This is a genomic window from Roseateles albus (assembly GCF_028595345.1).
Taxonomy (GTDB): domain Bacteria; phylum Pseudomonadota; class Gammaproteobacteria; order Burkholderiales; family Burkholderiaceae_C; genus Paucibacter_A; species Paucibacter_A albus.
Genome location: NZ_JAQQXT010000004.1, coordinates 200,180 through 220,914 on the forward strand (window position 1 = coordinate 200,180; position 20,735 = coordinate 220,914).

Consider the following 20,735-nt stretch of genomic DNA (forward strand, 5'->3'; position numbering starts at 1 on the left):
GCGAGCCGCGCCACGGGGCAGACCGGCGTCTCGCGCGGGGTTTGCAAAAGGCCTCGACGGGCCTGGAAAGCAGCTACTCGTACTTTCCCCTATGATTGAGTTCTTTGCATCGCGGGGCTGCAGACCTCGGTTACGCGCCCCATGGCACTCAAGTCCCCTCTATCGGCAGATAACGCCGTGCCATTAATTGAATTGCGTGATGTCACCTGTGGCTACGGTGATCGGATCATCTTGGAGCAGGTCAATCTGGTCGTGCCTCGCGGCAAGGTGCTCGCGCTGATCGGCACCTCGGGCGGCGGCAAAACCACCGTGTTGCGCTTGCTTGGCCGGCAGATTCGCCCAATTAAAGGGCAGGTCTCGTTTGATGGCCTAGACATTGCGCCCTTGAACCTCACCGACCTTTACGCCGTTCGGCGCCGCATGGGCACTTTGTTCCAGTTCGGTGCCTTGTTCACCGATCTGTCGGTGTTCGAGAACGTCGCATTTCCCTTGCGTGAGCACACCAAGCTGCCCGAGGCCATGATCCGCGATCTGGTGCTGATGAAACTCAACGCGGTGGGCCTGCGTGGCGCACGGGATTTGATGCCGTCCGAGATTTCCGGCGGTATGGCCCGGCGGGTGGCCTTGGCACGCGCCATCGCTTTGGATCCCGATCTGGTGCTGTATGACGAGCCCTTCGCAGGTCTGGACCCGATTTCGCTGGGCGTGGCGGCGCGTTTGATCCGTGATTTGAACGACGCCCTAGGCCTGACCAGCATCATCGTGTCGCATGATTTGCATGAAACCTTCGCGATTGCCGATGAGGTCGCCATGATCGCCAACGGCCGGGTGGTGGCGCAAGGCACGCCGGACGAATTGCGGCGCAGTGAAGACCCATTGGTGCGCCAGTTCGTGGGTGCCGAGCCCGAAGGGCCGGTGCATTTCCATCAGCCGGCCATGCCTGTGATGGATGACTTTGGTCTGGGTGCGCGCGCATGACGATAATTTCAAGCAAGCTGGCGGGCATTGGCCGCGCGCTGCGAGTCAAGCTGGCCGATATTGGTGCGGCCACGCGTTTGTTTTTTCAGATTCTGGCCCGTTTGCCGCAAAGCCTGCTGCGCTTTGGTTTGGTGCGTGATCAGGTGTATTTCCTCGGCAATCACTCGGTGTCATTGATCGGGGTGGCCGGTTTGTTTGTCGGTTTTGTGCTGGCGCTGCAGGGCTATTACACGCTGCAGCGCTATGGTTCGGCCGAGGCGGTGGGCTTGTTGGTGGCCCTGAGCTTGGTGCGGGAGTTGGGGCCGGTGGTGGCTGCGCTCTTGTTTGCGGGCCGGGCCGGCACCTCGCTGACGGCCGAGATCGGCTTGATGAAGGCGGGCGAGCAGTTGACGGCGATGGAGATGATGGCCGTCGACCCGCTGACCCGGGTCTTGGCGCCGCGCTTTTGGGGCGGTGTGATCGCCATGCCCTTGTTGGCCGCTTTGTTTTCCGCCATCGGCGTGGTTGGCGGCTGGCTGGTGGCGGTGGTGCTGATCGGCATCGACGACGGCTCGTTCTGGTCGCAGATGCAGGGCGGTGTCGATGTCTGGGCCGATGTCGGCAACGGCGTCATCAAGAGCTTGGTGTTTGGTGTGACGGTGACATTTGTGGCGCTCTTGCAGGGCTATACGGCCAAGCCGACACCCGAGGGTGTGGCGCAAGCGACAACGCGCACCGTGGTGGTTTCTTCCTTGGCGGTGTTGGCACTCGACTTTGTGCTGACCGCCATGATGTTCTCGATTTAGTTTTTGTTGGAATTTGGAGTTGAGCATGCAACAAGCCTCCAGGCATGACGCAGCGGTTGGATTTTTCGTGCTCTTGGGCGGCGCAGCGCTGTTGTTCCTGGCACTGAAGGCCGGCAATTTGCTGAGCCTGAACTTTGACGAAACCTATCAGGTCAGTGCCAAATTCGACAATATTGGCGGTTTGAAGAGCCGCGCCTCGGTCAAAAGCGCCGGCGTGGTGATTGGACGGGTCGAGTCGATCACCTTTGACGACAAGACGTTCCAGGCCAAGGTCTTGATCAGTCTGAACAAAAAAGTAGCCTTCCCCAAAGACAGTTCGGCGAAGATCTTGACCGCCGGCCTGCTCGGCGAGCAATACATCGGCCTGGAAGCCGGGGCGGACGAGAAGAATTTGGGTCCAGGCGATGCGATCAAACAGACTCAATCGGCGATTGTGTTGGAAAACCTGATCGGTCAGTTCTTGTACAACAAGGCCGCAGACTCGGGTTCGGCCGCAGGAGAGGCCAAGCCATGAACGTTGCGGGCTTTCCGGCTGCGCACAACTTGCCGTGGCGAGCTTTACTGCTCTGCCTTGTGTTGGTCTTGAGCGGCTGCGCCAGCTTGCGCAGTGCCCCGGGTAGCGCCGGTCAAAAGCTCGATCCCTGGGAGCCGTGGAACCGCAAGGTCTTCGCCTTCAACGAATCGGTGGATGAGAATTTGCTCAAGCCTGTGGCGACCGTCTACAGCAATATCGTGCCTGCCCCGATTCGCCAGTCGGTCGATAACTTTGTCAACAATGTGGCCGACGCTTGGACGACCGTCAACCTGGTACTGCAGTGGCGCCTGAAGGCCAGTGTTGAGCAAGGTATGCGCTTTGCGGTCAATTCAACCCTGGGTTTTGGCGGCCTGATCGACATTGCGACCGAAGTTGGACTGGAGCGTAAATCCGAAGATTTGGGCAAGACTTTTGGCCGCTGGGGCACGGGCACCGGCGCCTATATTGTCTGGCCGCTGCTTGGCCCCTCCTCGGTGCGAGACACCTTGGCCATGCCGTTTGACTGGCAGATGTCGCCGGCCTTTTTGTTCCGCGACGGCAGCAGCAAGCTGGCGATTTACAGCCTGCAGACCATCAACGCACGGTCCAATTTTTTACGCGCCAGCGAGATGCTTGAAGGCATCGCTCTGGATAAGTACACCTTTTACCGGGACGCTTTCTTGCAGCGACGCGGCAATATCGGGACTGATGACGAGTTTGAAGTCCTGGTTCCCGAAACAAAGCCGGAGAGCAATCCGCAAGCTGGCCCCTGAGTAGCGCAAGTGAAACCAATCTTGGGCTGAGGCGTTGGATGCTTCGGCCTGTTGAAACGAAGGAACCGAATTGATGAACGCTAGCAAATTCTCTTTGACCAAACGTGTGTTCTTGGGCGCTGCCTTGGCGTCGGCCATGACTTTGGGTGCGCCGGCGATGGCGGCCGACGCCAGTGCACCGGATCTGCTGATACGTCAGCTTTCCTTGGAGACCCTGGAGGCCGTCAAGGCCGATAAGTCGATTCAAGGCGGGGACCTGCAAAAGATCATCGCTCTGGTGGACGGCAAGGTGATGCCGCATGTGAACTTTCAGCGCATGACGGCGTCGGCAGTTGGGCGCTTTTGGCGCCAGGCCACGCCCGAGCAGCAAAAGCGCCTGCAAGATGAGTTCAAGACCTTGCTGGTGCGCACCTATGCCGGCGCCTTGACCCAGGTGAAAGATCAAACCATCGCCCTGAAGCCTTTGCGCGCAGGAGCCGATGACACCGAGGTGGTGGTGCGGACCGAGATTCGCGGCAAGGGCGATCCGATTCAGCTCGACTATCGCCTGGAAAAGGTCTCGGGCGTCTGGATGATTTTTGATGTCAATGTGCTGGGCATCTGGTTGGCCGATCAGTACCGCAATAGTTTCGCGCAGGAAATCGGTGCCAACGGCATTGACGGTTTGATCAAGACCTTGGCCGACAAGAACCAAAAGGCCTCCAGCGCGGCGGTCAAGGTCTGAATGTCGGCCGATATGCTCAAACTCCCGGCTTCGGTGCGAGTCGACGCGGCGCCCGCATTGTGGGCCGGCCTGCAGTCCAGTCTGCGGGCCGAGGCGGCTCAAATCGTCAATGGCGCCGGCGCTGAGCTCAATGTTGATGCTGGTGAGCTGCAGCAGTTCGACTCGGTCGTGTTGACGCTCTTGCTCAGCGCCGCTCGCCTTTGCAAGGAGCTTGGCGTGCAGTTGCGGGTGCTGAATGTACCGGCCAAGCTGCAAGAGCTGGCGCGTGTTTATGGCGTGGCCGAACTGCTTTGGCCCGAATCGCCTGAAGCCGGGCAGGGCACTTAAACGTAGCGCTTGCTGCGCAGGTTCTTCTTGATCTCTTGCAGCATGGGCCGCAGGGTAGAGCCCAGACGCAGCGCCACGCCGGTCGTCAGGATGTCGATCGCGATCAGGTGCAAGAGCCTCGACACCATCGGACTGTAACGATCAAAATCCTCGGGGTGATCGACGGCCAGCAAGACCTGACCCTGGCTCAAGCCTACAGCCGCCAGCGGTGAGCCGCTGGCGGTGATGATGATGATGGTGGCGCCCTTTTTGCGCGCAATTTCGGCGGCGTCCAGCAGGTCGCGGCTGCGCCCCGAATTGCTGATGATGACGGCGCAATCGCCCGGCTGCAACATGGTGGCGCTCATCAACTGCACATGGCCGTCACTGCAGGCGGCGGTGTTGACGCCCAGGCGGAAGAACTTGTGCTGCGCATCCTGCGCCACGATGCCAGAGTTGCCCACGCCGTAGAACTCGATCCGGCGCCCATTTCGGCCAGCCTCGGCCAGCGCGTTGATGGCGATCTCGAAGGCATGGCTGGCGGCGTCGTTACGGTAATGCAGCAAGGCCGCGACCGCGTTGTCGACCACCTTGACGATCAGGTCGGCCGGCTTTTCGTCCTCGTCCACCGCCCTGTGCACAAATGGCACGCCCTCGTTGACGCTGCCGGCCAGCTTGCGCTTGAAGTCGGTCAGGCCGTCATAGCCGACGCTGCGGCAAAAGCGCACCACCGTTGGCTTGGAGACATGCGCCCGGTCGGCCAACTCGCTGACCGGCAGATTGGCAAACGAGCGCGCATCGCTGAGCAATAACTTGGCGACACGCTGCTCGGCCGGCGGCAGGGCGGGTAATGCCGCCTTGACTCGCTCCAATATGCTCACTGCTCTTCCGCCCATGCAAAGCCATCTCGTGCGACTAAGGCACTGGCCGCTGCAGGGCCCCAGGATCCGGCCGAATACGGACGCGGGCCGGTGCTGTCTTGCTTCCAGGCGTCCAGAATCGGCTCGACCCAGCGCCAGGCCTGCTCTTGCTCATCGCTGCGCACGAACAGGTTCAGGCGGCCGGCGATGGCGTCCAAGAGCAAGCGCTCGTAAGCGCCGACGCGATTGGCCGCAAAAGCCTTGTCGAAGTCCAGATCCAGTGACACCGGCGTCAATGCCTCGTTGTCCGCACCGCCCTTGTGGGCCAGCAATTGCAGCTCCAGCCCGTCTTCCGGCTGCAGCTTGATGACCAGGCGATTGGGCTGATTGGCGCCCGGGAAGATCGGGTGTGGCACCGGCCGGAAATTGATGACGATTTGCGCATCGCGCGCGGCCAGGCGCTTGCCGGTACGCAGGTAAAAGGGCACACCGGCCCAGCGCCAGTTTTGCACCTCGGTGCGCAAGGCGACAAAGGTCTCGCATTGGCTGTCGGCAGGCACTTTGGCTTCGTCCAAATAGCCGGGTACGGCCTGCCCGCCGTTGTTGCCGGCGCGGTATTGGCCGCGCACCACATCTCTGGCCACGCTTTCGACCGTGAAAGGCTTGAGCGAGCGCAGCACCTTGAGCTTTTCGTCGCGGATCGCGTCGGCGTTATTGGTCGACGGCGGCTCCATCGCGATCATGGTCAGCAGCTGCAGCGCATGGTTCTGGATCATGTCGCGCAAGGCGCCGGTGCCGTCATAGAAAGCGCCACGCGTGCCCACGCCCAGGCCTTCGGCTAAGGTGATCTGGATATTGGCGATGCTCTCGCGGCGCCACAGCGGCTCGAACAAGGCGTTGCCGAAACGCAGCGCCATCAGGTTTTGTACCGAAGGCTTGCCCAGGTAATGGTCGATGCGGAAGGCCTGCTCTTCGGCAAACACCGAGCGCACCACACGGTTGATCTCTTGCGCGCTGGCGAGGTCATGGCCAAGCGGCTTCTCCAGCACCACGCGCACGCGCTTCTCGTTCAGGCCGGCGGCGCCGAGCTGCTCGCAGATTTGGGTGAACAGATGTGGGCTGGTGGCTAGGTAGAGCACCACCGTGTCGGCCGCGCGCTCGCCCAACCATTCCTTCAAGCGCTGGTAATGCTCGGGTTGCGACAAGTCCATGCGGCGGTAATGCAGCAGCGCGGCGAACTTCTCGAACTCTTCGTCATTTGGGCGCTTGGAGCCGTCGACTTCCCGGAAGCGCTCTTTCAGCCATTCGCGGTAACGCTCGTCACTCATCTCGTCACGGGCCACCGCCAAAATGCGGCCGCCGGCCGGCAGCTTGCCGTGGCGGAAGGCCTGGAACAGCGCCGGCATCAGCTTTCTCCAAGTGAGATCGCCGGTACCGCCGAAGAAAACGAGATCGAATGACATGAGTCAGGCCTTATCTATTGCAGCGCGCCAAGAATTTTCAGGCGGCACTTGATGTAACTAAGTTTCTAGTTTTATGATGCCGGAGTTTCTTGCAAAGGTCAATACCGAAGTCCCTAGAGGCGGTGTTCATGGGGCTATTTCTTTTTTTGATCGTGTAACTGGCGTCCTTGTCTCGCCTATTGGCGAGGTGCGAACAGCGGTTCTAATACGGTCTGGCTAGCCTTTTTGCAGAAAGACAAACAATCATGAATCAACTGGACCAACTCAAATCCCTGACCACCGTGGTGGCCGACACCGGCAACTTCTTGCAGCTGGCGCAGTTTGCGCCGCGTGACGCCACCACCAATCCCTCCTTGATCCTGAAGGCGGTGCAGTCTGCCGACTATGCGCCGCTGCTGACCGACACGGTCGCCGCCCACAAAGGTTTGGCGCTGGACGAGATCGTGGACCGGGTGCTGGTGCGCTTTGGTCTGGAGATTTTGAAGGTGGTGCCGGGCCGCGTCTCGACCGAAGTGGACGCACGCCTGAGCTTTGACAAGGCCGCCACCCTGGCACGCGCCCGCCGCATCATCGGCCTGTACGAGGCCGCCGGTATCTCGCGCGAACGCGTGCTGATCAAGATCGCCTCGACCTGGGAAGGCATTCAAGCCGCCCGCGAATTGGAACTGGAAGGCATTCACTGCAACCTGACCCTGCTGTTCTCCTTCTGCCAGGCTGTTGCCTGCGGTGAGGCCGGTATCCAGCTGATCTCGCCTTTTGTCGGCCGCATCTACGACTGGTACAAGAAGAGCGCCGGTGCGGCTTGGGACGAGGGGCAACAAGCCGGTGCCAATGACCCTGGCGTCAAGTCGGTCGCGCAGATCTTCAACTATTACAAAATGCATGGAATCCAGACCGAAGTGATGGGTGCGAGCTTCCGCAATGTCGGCCAGATCCAGGCTTTGGCCGGCTGCGACTTGCTGACCATCAGCCCCGATTTGCTGTCCCAGTTGCAAAAGCTCGACGCCGCCTTGCCGCTGGCGCTGGACGCCGCTGCGGCCAAGCAGCTGGACTTGCCAAAAGTTTCTTTCGATGAAGCGGCGTTCCGCTTCGCCCTCAACCAGGATGCCATGGCGACAGAAAAGCTGGCCGAAGGCATCCGCCTGTTTGCTGTTGACTCGGCCAAACTGGATCAGATGATTGTGAGTTGATATGTCCTTGCCTTCACCCGTCGCATCGCGTTGTGATCAAAGCCCCGCTTGGGGTTTGCTGCAGCAGCATTTCCAGACCGCCGGCCGGCAGTTTGACCTGCGCCAGGCCTTTGCCGCCGACGCCGGTCGTTATGCCGCCTGGACACTGACGGCGCCCGAGGTGTTCGCTGATTTGTCCAAGAACCGCATCGACGCCGACACCCAGGCTTTGTTGCTGCAACTGGCCAGAGACTGCGGTTTGGAGGCCAAGCGCGATGCGATGCTGGCGGGTGAGGCTATCAATCTGACCGAGGGCCGCGCGGTGCTGCACACGGCGCTGCGTGCGCCGGCAGGCCCGGAATATTTGTTCAGCGAGGAGGTGCAAGCCTCGCTCAGCAGCATGCTGGCTTTTGCCGAAACGGTGCGAGATACGGCCAAGAGTGGCTTCACCGATGTCGTCCACATCGGCATCGGCGGCTCGGACCTGGGCCCGGCGATGGTGGTGCGGGCCTTGCAAGCCTACACGCAGCAGGGATTGAAGCTGCACTTTGTCTCCAACGTCGACGGCCATGATTTGGCGCCGGTGTTGCGCGACTTGAAGCCAGAGACGACGCTGTTCGTGATCGCCTCCAAGACCTTCACGACGCAAGAAACCTTGGCCAATGCCATGGCAGCCAAGGCCTGGTTTTTGGCCGCCGGTGGCACCGATGTGGCGCGCCATTTCGTCGCCACCAGCAGCAATACGGCGGCGGCCGGCGCCTTTGGCATCACGACGACCTTTGGCTTTTGGGACTGGGTCGGCGGGCGCTATTCGCTCTGGTCGGTCATCGGCCTGCCGATCGCCATCGCCATCGGCGCCGACAACTTCCGCGCGCTGCTGGCCGGCGCGCACGCGATGGATCAGCATTTCGCGCACGCGCCGCTGGAGCAAAACCTGCCCGTGCAGCTCGGCTTGCTGGACATCTGGTACCGCAACTTCCACGGCTTCAGCAGCCGCAGCGTCGCGCCCTATCACCAGGGCCTGGGTCGTTTGCCGGCCTATCTGCAGCAGTTGGAGATGGAGAGCAATGGCAAGGGTGTCGACCTTGAAGGGCAGACCCTGCCTTATGCAACCAGCCCGGTGGTCTGGGGTGAGGCGGGCACCAACGGCCAGCACGCCTACTTCCAGATGCTGCATCAGGGCACGGATGTGATTCCAGTCGAGTTCATCGCGGTCAAGACACCCAATTTCGGCGCCGAGGTGCAGGGTGAGCTGAAGACCTTGTTGCAGGACCAGCATCGCAAGCTCTTGGCCAATTGCCTGGCGCAATCGCAGGCGCTGATGCAGGGCAAGTCTTTTGAAGAGGCGCTGCAGGAATCGGCGCCGACGGCATCCAAAGAGTTGGACGCCGCGACCGTGGCGCGCCACCGCAGTTTCCCCGGCAACCGGCCGAGCACGACGCTGGTGCTGGAGCGGCTAACACCCAGTTCCCTGGGTGCTTTGATTGCGCTGTACGAGCAGCGCGTGTTTGTCAGCGGTGCGCTGTGGGGCATCAACAGCTTCGATCAATGGGGCGTCGAGTTGGGCAAGGCCTTGTGCGGAGCTTTGCTGCCGCGCCTGAGCAGCGGTGACACCAGCGGCCTTGATGCCTCTACCGCTGGACTCTTGAAACACCTGACGGCATGAATATCGTCTTTGATTTTGGTGGCGTGGTGTTTCGCTGGCACCCGGCCAGCTTCTTGGCGCGGGTCTGGCCGCATCGGGTTGCCGACCTGGAACAGGGCGCTACTGTGGCGGAGCAGTTCTTCGAGAACTACGGCGGCGACTGGGGCGCGTTTGATCAGGGTTTGATCGATGCAGACACTGTCATCCAGCGGATCGCCGCGCGTACCGGATGGCCGGAGGCCGAGGTCGCGCAGGTCCTGGCTGCAGTGCCGGATGAGCTGCAATTGCAATCAGATACGGCCGCGCTGATCACCGAGCTGAAGCAGGCCGGCCATCGGCTGTTCTACTTGTCGAATATGCCCGAGCCCTATGCCGATCATCTGGAGCAAGCTCACCCGCTGCGCGAGTGGTTCGAGGCCGGAGTCTTCTCGGGTCGTGTCAAGCATTCCAAGCCGCGTACAGAGATCTTCAAGATCGCGTCGGAACGCTTTGGCCTGGCGCCCGAAGCCTGTGCGTTTCTGGATGACCATCCGGCCAATATCGAGGCGGCTCACGCCTTGGGCTGGCAGGCCCTGCTGTTCACGACCGCCGCGCAGGCCCGGCAGGACTTGTCCGCCTTAATGCGGTAGCGAGTCGTCTTCCACCGGCGGGCTGGCTGGCACGGCGAAGCTCTCGCTGGCCCAGGCGCCGAGGTCGATCTGCCGGCAGCGTTCGCTGCAAAAAGGGCGCCATAGATTGCTAGGCGCAAAGATCGAGTCGCCGCCGCAGGTCGGGCAGCGGACGATCTTGGGTGAGGGGGCGGGTGTCATCGCGATGTTGTCTGTGTTGCCGAGTGGCGCCCATGGAACCGGCTTTGCCGGGTCATCGGGCGCGCCCCCTTGAGGGGGTGGCGCGAAGCGCCTACGGGGGTGGGCCAAGTCACGCGCACAGCGTCAGCTCGAAGCTGGCGTCCTGCTGGGTGGATTTGAGGCGGCCGTCTTCGTCCTGGCGCATCATGCGGATCGAGATCATCAGGCGGTGCCCGCTGATTTCGGGCACCAGGCCCAAGCTCGGGTCAATGCGCATGCGCAGCAGCTGGAATACCCGACCGGCGCCCAGACTTTGCTGGAATTGCCCGGCCACGGCCGCCACCTTGTGCGGTGTGCCGGAGTCACGCAGCAGGCCCAAGAGCACTTGCAGCGCTTCGGCAAGCGGCATCAGGCTCTGCGTCCACAGCATCAGGTCGTTACGCCGGCGCACCGGCAAGAACTGCTGCCAGGTGTAGTAGGCCGGCAGATCGAATTCGCAAGTGCCGCCGGGAATGCTGATGCGGCTGCGAATGCTCATCAGCCATTCATTCGTGCTCAGGCAGGCGCCTGCCTTGCCGACCAGTTGATTCAAGCCTGCATAGGCCTTGTCGATGCGGGCGATCACGTCGTCCAACAGCCCTTCGGCAACGCCGGGGTTGCCTCGATAGCCATTGAGCTGGGTTTTGTGACGCTCCAGTTCCTTGAGCAGATCTGACTTCAGATCGGCCCGCGAGGCCACATCGATGATCTCGAACATCGTGACCAGGGCGAAGTGGTGATCGAGCGGAGTTTCGCGCGCCATCAGCTGACCGAGGCGGTCGAACAGATGCTCCAGACGCAGCATCGTGCGGATGCTTTCGTTGAATGGGTACTCGTATAGGACCAAGGCGGTCATCCCTATCGATCAGCTTGAGGTCATGGCGCCGTGCACGCTGCACAGCTAACCCGCTAATTGTTTCACAGGCCGGGCAGCCTTAGCCAACAATGTCACGCTGGCTCGCGGTTATTTAGCAGGGTGCCAACGGTCGGCCAGGTGCAGGACTTGCGCTTTGAGGGCCCCGAGGCTCAGCCCCTCGTTGTAGATGAGGGCATCCGCACTGGCGCGTCGCTGGGCTCGGCTGGCTTGGGCTGCGAGCACAGCTGCGGCCGCAGCAAGCGTCCAGCCCGGGCGAGCAGCGACCCTGTCCAATTGCGTCTGCTCTGTACAGTCAACCACCAGCACCCGCGCAACGCGATGGCGCCAACGGCCGGATTCGACCAATAAAGGCACATCAAAGATGATCAACCGGGCGCCGGTCTGCTCGGCTGCCGCGCTCTCGGCCAGAGTCTGCGCGCCGATCAGCGGATGCAAAACAGCCTCCAAGCGCTGCTTTGCGCTCGGGTCTGAAAAGGCCAAATCACGCATGGCGACCCGGTTCAGGGCGCCCTCTGTAGTCAGCATCGCGGGGCCAAATTCGGTGGCGATGGCCGGCATGGCCGCTCCCCCCGGTCCGCTGAGCTGACGCGCTATCGCATCGGTGTCGATCACGGCCGCGCCGGCCTCACGCAAGAAATTCGCAACCGTGCTTTTGCCGCTGCCTATGCCGCCGGTCAAACCTATTTTCATGCCCAGCCGAGCCACCCGAGTACGCGTGGGGCACCGGCAAAAAGCACCACAAAACCGCCGCCGGCCAAGAAGGGGCCGAAGGGCACATAGCGGCCTTCACGCAGATTGGCATTCATCTTCATGCCAATGCCGACGATGGCGCCAATCACCGATGCGCCCAACACAATTGGCAGCACCATCTGCCAGCCGAGCCAAGCACCTAAGGCCGCCAGCAATTTGAAGTCGCCATAGCCCATACCCTCCTTGCCGGTTGCCAGCTTGAACAGCCAATAGACCGACCACAAAGACAGATAGCCGACCAAGGCACCTGTCAGCGCATCGCCCAAAGGAATGGTCAGGCCCAGCAGCGACGCGGCCAGACCTGCCCAAAGCAGCGGCTGATTGAGGGAGTCGGGTAGGAGTGTGGTGTCCCAATCGATCGCAGCCAAGGCCAATAAAGTGGCACCGAAGCCGCACCAAAGCAGTGTGCTGGGCTGTGCACCAAAACGCCAGGACAGGGCGGCAAAGAGCAGGCCGCAGCTCAGCTCAATCAAGGGGTAGCGGGCGGAGATGGGGGCCTTGCAGGCCGAGCATTTACCACCCAGCCGCAGCCAGCCAAGCAAGGGTAAGTTTTCATGCCAAGCCAGTTGATGGCCGCATTTGGGGCAGCGCGAGCGGGGCAGGGCGATGCCCAATGCCGGCAGCTTGCCCAGCCGTTCGCTCAAAGCGTTAGCGGCGCCGGCGAGCTTTTCGGCCTCCGGCTTGGGCAGGCCGCTGGCGCGGTTGAGTTCAGCCGCATCGCCCAATTGGGCGGCTGCATCCGCCAGCCACTGCCGCTCAAGAATCAGCGGTGTGCGGTGGATCAGCACATTGAGAAAGCTGCCTATGCACAGGCCGAGCAGACCCAAGACCCAGGGCGAAAGCAGGAATTCGTAGTCTTGCATGAGTGAATTAAACGACTTGTCCGAGTTTGAAAATAGGCAGATACATGGCCACCACAATGCCGCCAATGATGGTGCCCAGAATCACGATGATGAAGGGCTCCATCAAGCTGGCCAGCGCATTGACGGCCTCATCAACCTCGTCCTCAAAGAACTCGGCCGACTTGGCCAGCATATGGTCGAGCGAGCCCGACTCTTCGCCGATGGCGGCCATCTGCAAGACCATGCTGGGGAAGATGCCCGTGGCCTGCATCGAGGTGGTCAAGGCAGTGCCGGTCGACACGTCGCGTTGAATTTTCTCGGTTGCTTCCGAAAAAACGGCATTGCCGGCCGCACCGCCGACCGAGTCCAGCGCCTCTACCAATGGCACGCCGGCGGCAAACATGGTGGACAGCGTGCGGGTCCAGCGTGCCACCGCCGATTTGTAGAGCAGATCGCCAAACACGGGGATTTTCAACAAGATGCGGTCCATGGTGGCCTGCATCTTGACCGAGCGCTTCCATGACTGGAAGAAGAAATAAAGCCCGCCGCCGAGACCGCCAAAGATCGCCCACCAGTAGGAGACGAAAAACTCAGACATGGCGATAACAACCAAGGTCGGCGTGGGCAAGGTGGCGCCAAATGAGTTGAAAACGTCCTTGAAGGCTGGCACCACGAAGATCATGATCACGGCCACCACCACAAATGCCACCGACAACACGGCGATCGGGTAGGTCAGCGCCGACTTGATCTTGTTTTTGAGCGCCATGGTTTTTTCTTGATAGACCGCCAAGCGGTCCAGCAGCGACTCCAAGATGCCGGCCGCCTCGCCGGCTTCGACCAAATTGCAATACAGCGCATCGAAATACAGCGGGTGCTTGCGCAAGGCGGTCGACAAACTGGTGCCGGTTTCCACGTCTTGGCGGATGTCGCTCAACAGGCGAGTGAGTTGCGGGTTGGTGCTGCCGCGCCCGACGATCTCGAATGACTGCAAGAGCGGCACGCCGGCCCGCATCATGGTGGCGAGTTGACGGGTGAAGATGGCGATGTCTTTTTGCTTGATCGCTTTGCCGCCGCTGGTGCGGCGTTTTTTGACCTTGCTGACCAAGATGCCTTGGCGGCGCAGCGTGGCGCTGACCATGGCCTCGCCGCCGGCGCGGATCTCGCCCCGCACAATTTTGCCGTTACGGTCCTTGCCTTCCCACTCGAAAGTGGCTTCGTTAACCGGTTTGGGTTTTGTCGCCATATCCATCCACTCCCGGATTCAATTTATTCATTGGTGGCCGCCAAGACCTCTTCCAGCGTGGTCACGCCCAGCTTGACCTTGACCAAGCCGAACTGGCGCAGGTCGCGCACGCCCTCGGACCGGGCCTGCACCGCGATATCCATGGCCGAGCCTTCGGCCAGGATGATGCGCTGAATCGGCTCAGAAATTGGCATCACTTGGTAAAGTCCCACCCGCCCCCGGTAACCGCTGTTACAACTTGAACAACCGACCGCACGGTATTGCTTCCAACTGCCGTCCAATTCTTCTTCCAGAAAGCCCGCCCTCAGCAAAGCCTCACGCGGATATTCGGCCGGCGCCTTGCAGTTTTCGCAGAGCCGGCGCACCAAACGTTGCGCAGTAATCAGCAGCACGCTGGAGGCGATATTGAAAGGTGCCACGCCCATATTCAAGAGCCGGGTCAGCGTCTTCGGTGCGTCATTGGTGTGCAGCGTTGACATCACCATATGACCGGTTTGTGCGGCCTTGATGGCAATGTCGGCGGTCTCCAGGTCACGAATCTCGCCCACCATGATGATGTCCGGGTCCTGGCGCAGAAATGACTTCAGCGCGGCCGAAAAGCTCAAACCCGCCTTGTCGTTGACATTGACCTGGTTGATGCCGGGCAAGTTGATTTCGGCCGGGTCTTCGACGGTCGAGATGTTGACGCCCGGCTGATTGAGGATGTTCAGGCAGGTGTACAGCGACACCGTTTTGCCGGAGCCGGTAGGTCCCGTCACCAACACCATGCCGTAGGGGCGCGAAATGCAGGCGAGCAAGCGCTCCTTCTCGATCTTCTCGTAGCCCAGCGCCTCAATACCTAACTTTGCGGATGAGGGGTCCAAAATCCGGATCACGATCTTTTCGCCAAAGAGTGTCGGCAGCGTGCTGATGCGGAAGTCGATCGATTTGGCGCCGAACTTCAGCTTCATGCGGCCGTCTTGCGGCACCCGGCGCTCGGCAATGTCCAGCCTTGAGAGCACCTTGATGCGCGAGGCCAGCTTGTCCTTGATGGCGATCGGCGGTTGGGTGATTTCGCGCAGCTCGCCGTCGACCCGAAAGCGCACACGGTAGTGATATTCGTAGGGCTCGAAATGCAAGTCCGAGGCGCGCATATTGATCGCGTCGACCAGCATCTTCTGCAGAAAGCGCACGACCGGTGCATCTTCCACATCGCCGAGCTCGGCGGCTTCCGGCGCTGGACTGGCTTCGCCCTCATCGATGTCGAAGTCAAAGTCGCCGCCGGCCATGGACTCCAGCGTCTCGCTCGCGCTGCTGCTTGAGCCGGCCAGCATCTTGGCCAGCTTATCGTGCTCAACAATGATCCACTCAGGTGCTAACTGAGTGGCGAACTTGATCCGCTCCACCACTTCCTGATCGGTCGGGTCGGCGCCGCCGATGAAGAGCCGGCTGCCGCGCCGCCCCAGCACCACCACCTGATATTGCAAGGCCAGCTTGCTGTCGATGATGTTGTGCGGCATGCGCTGCGCATCCATCGCATTCAGATCGAGCAGCGGCAAGGCCAGCGCCGTCGACAGTGTGTGCGCCAAGTCGCTGGAAGACACCACGCCGGCCGCGATCACCGAGTTGACGAAACTGATCTTCTTTTCGCGTGCTTGGCGGGCCAAGTCCTCGGCCACCTTGGGCGCCAGCTTGCCCGCATGTACCAACATGCGTGCCACGCCCGAGAGGGCTGACTGGGGCGGTTCGGCCAAGGTGGCATCCATGGGAAAGGTGCTTCAGTCTAAAAATGTTTGCATTTCACACTGTAAACCGCCAGGCAGCGGCGCGCAGCATGTCAAGTGTGTCTAAGCTCACGATTAGGCCAGCACATCTTGAGTCATGGACGCCAGAACAACAAGGGTTTAGCCCGGTAGGAGCGTCGATTGAGGCGGGCTGAGCTCGGCCTGACTGATCGGCAGCAACACGCGCACCGTGCTGCCTAGCCCCGGTTCGCTGGTGATTTTCAGTTCTCCGCCTTGCAAGTCGAGGATGTCTTTGACGATGCTCATGCCCAGCCCGGCGCCCAAGACCGTGCCGGATTTGTCGGCGCGGTAAAAGCGCTCGGTGATGTGCGAGAGCTGCTCGGCGCTCATGCCGATGCCGTGATCCTGCACCTCGAAGCAAACTTGTGTGGCCGTGGAGCCAAGCATGCGCAACTGCACCGCGCCACCGGCGGGAGAATATTTGTAGGCGTTCGAGAGCAGGTTGCGCAACACATGCAGCACGCTGTTGGCGTCGATCTTGACGAAGCAGGGCGCCGCAGCCAGGTCGAGCTCCACCGCGGCGCGGCCCTCGGGCACTTCAAACTGTTCCACCGCCTGTGCCAGCACCGCACCGAGTTCGACTCGCTGCAAGTTGAGGTCCTTGTCGCCGCGCGCCTCCATACGCGCCAGGTCAAGCAAGTCATTGATGATGGCCACCATCACCTGGCTTTGGCTGTAGATCTTCTTCAAGAACTGCTTTTGCCGCTCAGGCGCCATATCGCGCGAAATCAGCAGCTCGCTGAAGCCGTAAATGCTCGCCATCGGCGTGCGCAACTCATGCGCAGCGGTATGCAGGAACTCGCTTTTCATTCTGTCGACCTCGACCTGGTGGCTGACGTCGCGCAGCTGCAAGACCTGTGCGATCTCGATGCTTTGGCCTTGGCGCAAGGTCAGCTCCAGCACCCTGTGCGTGGGCCGTTCGAGTTCGATCACATGGCTGGCCTCATGCAGCTGGGCCATGCTCACCCTCGCTGCAGACTCAGCCCCTTGTTGCGCCAGCAAGGCCAGCAAGGCGTCGGCCTCCAGGCCCAGCACGGCGGCGCTGCTCAGGCCGGTCAGCGTGTTGAAGGCCGGGCTGATGTAGCGCACCAGGTGCTGCGCATCGAAGGACACAAAGCCGTCCGGGCTGAGCGCAAAGATGGCGGCCAGTTGCTCGCTGCGCAGGCGCATCTCGGTCTCGGCCTGTTTTTGCCGGCTGATGTCGGTATGGATGGCCACAAAGCGTTCAACTTGGCCGCTGGCGTCGAGAAATGGTGCGATGGTGGTTTTGACCCAGTAGGCCTGCCCTTGTTTATTCAAATGACCCAGCTCGCCCGACCAGAGCTTGCCCCGAAAGATCTGCCCACGTGCGTCGTTCAAGGTCGCCAGTGACTCCGGCAGTGTGGCCACGATATCGAAGCGCTCACCCAGCAACTCATCTCTGCGGTATCCGCTGACCAGGCAAAACTCGTCATTGGCGTAAGTGAACAAACCTTTGGCGTCGGCGCTGGAGACCAGTGAGTGGTGCTTGAGGGTGTCGAGCAAAAACTGGTGTTCGCGCAGCGCGGCTTCGGCCTCGGTGCTGGCCTGGCGAAAACCGGCCGTCATTTCGTCGGCGATGAACAAGGCGCGGGCGCGGCCGATACCAAACAACCACAGCACCATCACGCTCATCATGCTCAGGGCGACCCCGCCCACGCCGGCCCAAAAAGGCTTGCCTTCGATCACCAAGGCGTCAAATTGATGGGTGCTGGTCAGCAGCAAGGTCAGCGGCTGCCCGCCAACGAAAATGGTCTGCGAGACCTGGAACATATGCTCTTGCTGGTCGGCGCCCGAGGCCGGGCCTGGTGCTTCCCGGGGGCGCTCGCCGTCAAGTTCAAACAGCAAGGCCGCAGGCACTGTGTTGCTGCCTTCGAACAACTTGAAGCTCAGCAGGCCTTGCGTGTTGTGACCGATATCGGCGAGCAGTTCGCTCAGCTTGATCGGCGCATAGAGCAGGCCGGCGCTGGCAGCCAAGCGCTGCGGCTCGGTGCTCAGTTCGGCGCCGATGTGATGCAAGGGCAAAAGAAACAAAAAGTCCGAGGATCGGATGCTGCTTTGCGGGTTGGGGATGGGCTTGAGAAAAGGTGTCAACGTAGCTTGCCCGCTGCGCAGCGCGCGCTCGGCGGCGGCGCGGCGCACCGGCTCGGCGCCAAGATCGAAACCCAGCGCGGGCAAGTTGTTCTCCAGCGGCTCGATGTATTTGACGATGAAGAGATCGGCGGCGTCACCGGACGTCGAGAGCTTGAGCTCATGTGTGCGTGTTTGTTCACGCTGCAAGAAGTTCTCCAACTCGTCCCGCTCGACTCGCTCGATGAAGCCGAAGCCGCTCACACCTGGGAAGTCCCGCAGCATATTGCGGGCCACCACATAACGCCTGAACTCATCTTCATAAAACTGCAGCCGAGCCTCGAACAGGGCGGCCAGCCCACGCAAGCCCTTGGCGGGCAGATCAAAGCGCAGCTTGACATCACCGGCCAGCAGCTCCACCAGGTGATCGAAGCGTGCTTGCGCGGTGCTTTTGACGCTTTCAATCTGGTAATGCACCAGGCCTGCGCTCAGCGTCAGGCCCAGCGCGAAGACGGCGCAGCAATTCAAAATCAGTGGGCGCAGGCGTCGGCCTACCCGCTCCGCCATGCTTTGCCTGGCCAGCCGAATGCCGCGCCACACCATCAAGGCGCAAACCGGCAATGTGTAGAGCAGCAGCTCCGCCCAAACGCCCAGTTCCCAACGCTGCTCCTCCAGGACTGCCCTGAGCCAGAGTCGCTGCAGCACATTGGCCAGCAAGAACAAGCCGGCCACTTCCAGCAAGACGCGCAGCGGGTAGGCCCTGCTATGAAGCCACTGCAAGCCCTGGCGCATCACGTGCCCTCTGTGAGCGAGGCATCCAGCCTTGGCAAGCTCAGGCGCACCGTGGTGCCTTGGCCGGGTTCGCTGCTCAAGCTCATCTGGCCGCCAAGCAGGTCAATGATTTCTTTGACGATGCTCATGCCCAGTCCGGTGCCGAGTACGGTGCCGGACTTATCGGCCCGGTAGAAGCGCTCGCTGACATGCGACAGCTCCTCCGGCGTCATGCCTATGCCTTGATCCTGCACTTCGATGCAGACGCACCTGCTGTCTTCGGCCGGGTCGGCAAACACCTGCACCCTGACTTCGCCGCCGTCGGGTGAGTATTTGTAGGCGTTGGAGAGCAAATTGCGCAGCACCTGCTGCAGCTTCTTGCGGTCCACATGGACCTGGACCTGTGGCAAAGCGAAATTCAGCAGCGGCGCGTTGCGCTCGGCCGGCGGCGGGTAGTCCTGCACCACCTCATCCACCAAGCTGTTGAGCTCGCAGCGCTCAAGTTCGAAGTCCTTGCCTCGGCGCGCTTCGATGCGGGCCAGATCGAGCAACTCATTGAGGATGGCGATCATCGCCTCGCATTGACGGTAAATGCGCGCGAGCATCAGCTTTTGCTTCTCGGGCGACACCTCGCGCGTCATCAACAGTTCGGTGAAGCCGTAGATGCTGGCCATCGGCGTGCGCAACTCATGCGCGGCGGTGGACAAGAACTCGCTCTTCATCTGTTCAACTTCGACCTGATGGGTGACATCGCTCAGGTGCAGCAGCTGCGAGACGTTTTTTTCTTGCCCCTCGACCTGGTTTTCCCCCGGCCTGCCTTCATGCAGGCTCAACTCCAGCACCCGGCGGGTCGGCCGCTCCAGCTCAATGCGCTGCTTGCCCTGGCGCAGCTGAGAGAACTCCAGTCGCAGCGCGCTTGGCGGGCAGTTGGCCGTCATTTGCTGCATCAGCTCATCTTCGTGCAGGCCCAGCCCGGTTCCGGCTGCGAGCCCGGCCAAACGTGCGAAAGCGGGGCTGATGTAACGCGTCACCCGATCGGCATCGAAGGACACAAAGCCGTCCGGGCTGAGCGCAAAAATGGTCGCGAGTTGCTCGCCCCGCTCGCGCAGGCTGGCCAGCAGGGTCTGCACCAGCTGCAGGACGGCGCTGATGTCGTCGCTACTGCCGCTGCTCTGCGTGCCGCTGGTAGGCGCCTGCAGCATGCTGCGCAAGGTCTGCAAAGCCCTTGCCCGCTCGCTCAACTCGCTCTGCAGGCGGTCCTCGAGCGCTTGTTGCTCGGTGATGTCCCGAAATGCCAGCACATAGCCGGCTACCTGGCCGTCTGCACCGCTGATCAAAGACACGCTCAGATCCAGCACCTTGAAGCGGCCCATGGCCTGTGTCTTGGTTTGAGCCAGGGCTTGCGCGTGGGCGGGGCGCACGCGCACAGTCCAGCTCTTGGCTGAGCCCGAATCGCGCGGCAGCTCGGCCGGCAGCTCGGGCACCAAGCTTTGAATCAATTGCCCCAATAGAGCCGCTTGCGTGCGACCCAGCATCTCGGCCAAGACCGGGTTGGCCAACATGATCAGCCCCGCTGCGTCGGTGGTGGCGATGCCGTCGCCGATGGCCGCCAAGGTGACGGCCGCCCGCTCACGCTCCAGCTGCAAGGAGTGCGCCGCTTGATTCAGCACCTCAAAGGTTTTGCGGAACTCCAGCGGCGCATCCTCCGACAGCATCGGGCTCAGGACCCCGCCCGCCACCTGCATCTGCTCACCAAAGGCCTGGATCTGGCCCAAATTGCCTAACCAGTGTTTCAGGGGCCACCAGACCAGGCCCAGGCTGGCCAGCAGGCTCAGGCCCGCCAAGCTCAGGGCGAAGATCGTCTGCTGCCAAAAATCGCTGGCGATCTGCTCGCTGTTGAAGTGCAGGCGCAGCACGCCATAGTCCTTGCCACCCGCAGCGATGGTGAGGTTGAGGTCACCGAGTTGCTCGTCGATGTCATGCTCCAACCAGAGCGGCGCCCGCGAGCGCGGCGTCGCGTGGGCGCGCCGCTCGATGCGCCCGCCCTTCAGGTCGATGAAGAGCGCGGCCCCGATGTCGGCATGTTTGGCGCTGCGCTCCAGGGCTCGCTCAATCGTCTCGTAGTCTCCGATCACGGCCGAATCGCTGACCACGGGCCCGAGCAGGCTGATCAGGGTATCGGCCGAATCTTGTGCGCTGTTGATGCTGTTGCTATAGCTGCGGGAGGCATACCAGCCCATCGCCCCGCCCATGAAGATCAGCATCGAAATCAAATAAAGCAGGAACACCCGCCCGATCAAACTGGACGGTAGCAAACGGCTGAGCAGCATGGCGGA

19 protein-coding genes are annotated in these 20,735 nt (G+C 61.5%); 9 read left to right on the forward strand and 10 right to left on the reverse strand.

Translation table 11 applies throughout. The features are described from left to right. The first annotated feature begins 141 nt into the window (after positions 1 to 141). From PRZ03_RS08370 to PRZ03_RS08395, 6 genes are all read left to right on the forward strand, one after another. A complete protein-coding gene (locus tag PRZ03_RS08370; RefSeq protein WP_273599868.1) occupies positions 142 to 978 on the forward strand; it encodes an ABC transporter ATP-binding protein in 837 nt (278 codons plus the stop codon). Next, positions 975 to 1,763: a lipid asymmetry maintenance ABC transporter permease subunit MlaE gene (mlaE, locus tag PRZ03_RS08375; RefSeq protein WP_273599870.1), complete on the forward strand. Its 789-nt coding sequence runs from the start codon at positions 975 to 977 to the stop codon at positions 1,761 to 1,763. The genes PRZ03_RS08370 and mlaE overlap by 4 nt, the downstream gene beginning before the upstream one ends. 25 nt (positions 1,764 to 1,788) lie before the next feature. Beyond that, complete coding sequence (gene mlaD / locus PRZ03_RS08380) at positions 1,789 to 2,277, forward strand: outer membrane lipid asymmetry maintenance protein MlaD (protein ID WP_273599872.1); 489 nt, start codon at positions 1,789 to 1,791, stop codon at positions 2,275 to 2,277. Then, complete coding sequence (locus PRZ03_RS08385) at positions 2,274 to 3,050, forward strand: MlaA family lipoprotein (RefSeq protein WP_273599874.1); 777 nt, start codon at positions 2,274 to 2,276, stop codon at positions 3,048 to 3,050. The genes mlaD and PRZ03_RS08385 overlap by 4 nt, the downstream gene beginning before the upstream one ends. 73 nt (positions 3,051 to 3,123) lie before the next feature. After that, complete coding sequence (locus tag PRZ03_RS08390) at positions 3,124 to 3,774, forward strand: MlaC/ttg2D family ABC transporter substrate-binding protein (RefSeq protein WP_409993941.1); 651 nt, start codon at positions 3,124 to 3,126, stop codon at positions 3,772 to 3,774. Positions 3,775 to 3,786: 12 nt separating this feature from the next. Beyond that, positions 3,787 to 4,101, forward strand: a complete 315-nt coding sequence (locus PRZ03_RS08395; protein WP_273599876.1) for an STAS domain-containing protein — start codon at positions 3,787 to 3,789, stop codon at positions 4,099 to 4,101. On the opposite strand, the gene PRZ03_RS08400 is transcribed toward PRZ03_RS08395, so the two are convergent. Both PRZ03_RS08400 and zwf read right to left on the reverse strand, forming a co-directional pair. Then, positions 4,098 to 4,955, reverse strand: a complete 858-nt coding sequence (locus PRZ03_RS08400; RefSeq protein ID WP_263534075.1) for a MurR/RpiR family transcriptional regulator — start codon at positions 4,953 to 4,955, stop codon at positions 4,098 to 4,100. The genes PRZ03_RS08395 and PRZ03_RS08400 overlap by 4 nt on opposite strands. 2 nt (positions 4,956 to 4,957) lie before the next feature. Then, positions 4,958 to 6,403, reverse strand: coding sequence for a glucose-6-phosphate dehydrogenase (zwf, locus tag PRZ03_RS08405; RefSeq protein ID WP_263533755.1), 1,446 nt, complete (start codon positions 6,401 to 6,403; stop codon positions 4,958 to 4,960). Positions 6,404 to 6,648: 245 nt separating this feature from the next. On the opposite strand from zwf, the gene tal reads away from it, so the two are divergent. The 3 genes from tal to PRZ03_RS08420 are packed head-to-tail and all read left to right on the forward strand — an operon-like array spanning position 6,649 to position 9,846. Beyond that, positions 6,649 to 7,593 (forward strand): transaldolase, encoded by a 945-nt coding sequence (gene tal / locus PRZ03_RS08410; protein WP_273599879.1) that lies wholly within the window; start codon positions 6,649 to 6,651, stop codon positions 7,591 to 7,593. 1 nt (position 7,594) lies between these two features. Then, entirely contained in the window at positions 7,595 to 9,238 is a 1,644-nt protein-coding gene (gene pgi / locus PRZ03_RS08415; protein ID WP_273599881.1) for a glucose-6-phosphate isomerase, read from the forward strand. Next, positions 9,235 to 9,846, forward strand: a complete 612-nt coding sequence (locus PRZ03_RS08420) for an HAD family hydrolase (protein ID WP_273599883.1) — start codon at positions 9,235 to 9,237, stop codon at positions 9,844 to 9,846. The genes pgi and PRZ03_RS08420 overlap by 4 nt, the downstream gene beginning before the upstream one ends. Here the strand turns inward: PRZ03_RS08420 and PRZ03_RS08425 are convergent. The 8 genes from PRZ03_RS08425 to PRZ03_RS08460 form a co-directional block, all read right to left on the reverse strand. Further along, positions 9,835 to 10,026: a DNA gyrase inhibitor YacG gene (locus tag PRZ03_RS08425; RefSeq protein WP_263533758.1), complete on the reverse strand. Its 192-nt coding sequence runs from the start codon at positions 10,024 to 10,026 to the stop codon at positions 9,835 to 9,837. The two genes, PRZ03_RS08420 and PRZ03_RS08425, sit on opposite strands and share 12 nt — an antisense overlap. 109 nt (positions 10,027 to 10,135) lie before the next feature. Next, positions 10,136 to 10,891 (reverse strand): cell division protein ZapD, encoded by a 756-nt coding sequence (gene zapD, locus PRZ03_RS08430; protein WP_263534077.1) that lies wholly within the window; start codon positions 10,889 to 10,891, stop codon positions 10,136 to 10,138. Positions 10,892 to 11,008: 117 nt separating this feature from the next. Next, positions 11,009 to 11,611: a dephospho-CoA kinase gene (gene coaE, locus PRZ03_RS08435; RefSeq protein ID WP_273599886.1), complete on the reverse strand. Its 603-nt coding sequence runs from the start codon at positions 11,609 to 11,611 to the stop codon at positions 11,009 to 11,011. Continuing rightward, positions 11,608 to 12,534 carry a prepilin peptidase gene (locus PRZ03_RS08440; RefSeq protein ID WP_273599888.1) on the reverse strand — a complete coding sequence of 309 codons (927 nt, stop codon included), beginning with the start codon at positions 12,532 to 12,534 and terminating at the stop codon, positions 11,608 to 11,610. The genes coaE and PRZ03_RS08440 overlap by 4 nt, the downstream gene beginning before the upstream one ends. 7 nt (positions 12,535 to 12,541) lie before the next feature. Beyond that, the gene (locus PRZ03_RS08445; protein WP_273599889.1) at positions 12,542 to 13,756 is read right to left on the reverse strand and encodes a type II secretion system F family protein; all 1,215 of its coding nucleotides are present in this window, start codon (positions 13,754 to 13,756) and stop codon (positions 12,542 to 12,544) included. 23 nt (positions 13,757 to 13,779) lie between these two features. Then, the gene (pilB, locus tag PRZ03_RS08450; RefSeq protein WP_273599892.1) at positions 13,780 to 15,501 is read right to left on the reverse strand and encodes a type IV-A pilus assembly ATPase PilB; all 1,722 of its coding nucleotides are present in this window, start codon (positions 15,499 to 15,501) and stop codon (positions 13,780 to 13,782) included. Between the two features lie 138 nt (positions 15,502 to 15,639). Next, positions 15,640 to 18,420 carry a CHASE domain-containing protein gene (locus PRZ03_RS08455; RefSeq protein WP_273599894.1) on the reverse strand — a complete coding sequence of 927 codons (2,781 nt, stop codon included), beginning with the start codon at positions 18,418 to 18,420 and terminating at the stop codon, positions 15,640 to 15,642. Beyond that, positions 18,420 to 20,729 (reverse strand): PAS domain-containing sensor histidine kinase, encoded by a 2,310-nt coding sequence (locus tag PRZ03_RS08460; RefSeq protein ID WP_273599896.1) that lies wholly within the window; start codon positions 20,727 to 20,729, stop codon positions 18,420 to 18,422. Before PRZ03_RS08460 ends, PRZ03_RS08455 begins: the two co-directional genes overlap by 1 nt. Positions 20,730 to 20,735: the final 6 nt, after the last annotated feature.

Excerpts from the sequence above, each read along its gene's own strand:
- PRZ03_RS08370 (WP_273599868.1), top strand. The coding sequence starts at position 142 with ATGGCACTCAAGTCCCCTCTATCGGCAGATAACGCCGTGCCATTAATT.
- mlaE (WP_273599870.1), top strand. The coding sequence starts at position 975 with ATGACGATAATTTCAAGCAAGCTGGCGGGCATTGGCCGCGCGCTGCGA.
- mlaD (WP_273599872.1), top strand. The coding sequence starts at position 1,789 with ATGCAACAAGCCTCCAGGCATGACGCAGCGGTTGGATTTTTCGTGCTC.
- PRZ03_RS08385 (WP_273599874.1), top strand. The coding sequence starts at position 2,274 with ATGAACGTTGCGGGCTTTCCGGCTGCGCACAACTTGCCGTGGCGAGCT.
- PRZ03_RS08390 (WP_409993941.1), top strand. The coding sequence starts at position 3,124 with ATGAACGCTAGCAAATTCTCTTTGACCAAACGTGTGTTCTTGGGCGCT.
- PRZ03_RS08395 (WP_273599876.1), top strand. The coding sequence starts at position 3,787 with ATGCTCAAACTCCCGGCTTCGGTGCGAGTCGACGCGGCGCCCGCATTG.
- zwf (WP_263533755.1), bottom strand. The coding sequence starts at position 6,403 with ATGTCATTCGATCTCGTTTTCTTCGGCGGTACCGGCGATCTCACTTGG.
- tal (WP_273599879.1), top strand. The coding sequence starts at position 6,649 with ATGAATCAACTGGACCAACTCAAATCCCTGACCACCGTGGTGGCCGAC.
- pgi (WP_273599881.1), top strand. The coding sequence starts at position 7,595 with ATGTCCTTGCCTTCACCCGTCGCATCGCGTTGTGATCAAAGCCCCGCT.
- PRZ03_RS08420 (WP_273599883.1), top strand. The coding sequence starts at position 9,235 with ATGAATATCGTCTTTGATTTTGGTGGCGTGGTGTTTCGCTGGCACCCG.
- PRZ03_RS08425 (WP_263533758.1), bottom strand. The coding sequence starts at position 10,026 with ATGACACCCGCCCCCTCACCCAAGATCGTCCGCTGCCCGACCTGCGGC.
- coaE (WP_273599886.1), bottom strand. The coding sequence starts at position 11,611 with ATGAAAATAGGTTTGACCGGCGGCATAGGCAGCGGCAAAAGCACGGTT.
- PRZ03_RS08440 (WP_273599888.1), bottom strand. The coding sequence starts at position 12,534 with ATGCAAGACTACGAATTCCTGCTTTCGCCCTGGGTCTTGGGTCTGCTC.
- PRZ03_RS08445 (WP_273599889.1), bottom strand. The coding sequence starts at position 13,756 with ATGGCGACAAAACCCAAACCGGTTAACGAAGCCACTTTCGAGTGGGAA.
- pilB (WP_273599892.1), bottom strand. The coding sequence starts at position 15,501 with ATGGATGCCACCTTGGCCGAACCGCCCCAGTCAGCCCTCTCGGGCGTG.
- PRZ03_RS08455 (WP_273599894.1), bottom strand. The coding sequence starts at position 18,420 with ATGCGCCAGGGCTTGCAGTGGCTTCATAGCAGGGCCTACCCGCTGCGC.
- PRZ03_RS08460 (WP_273599896.1), bottom strand. The coding sequence starts at position 20,729 with ATGCTGCTCAGCCGTTTGCTACCGTCCAGTTTGATCGGGCGGGTGTTC.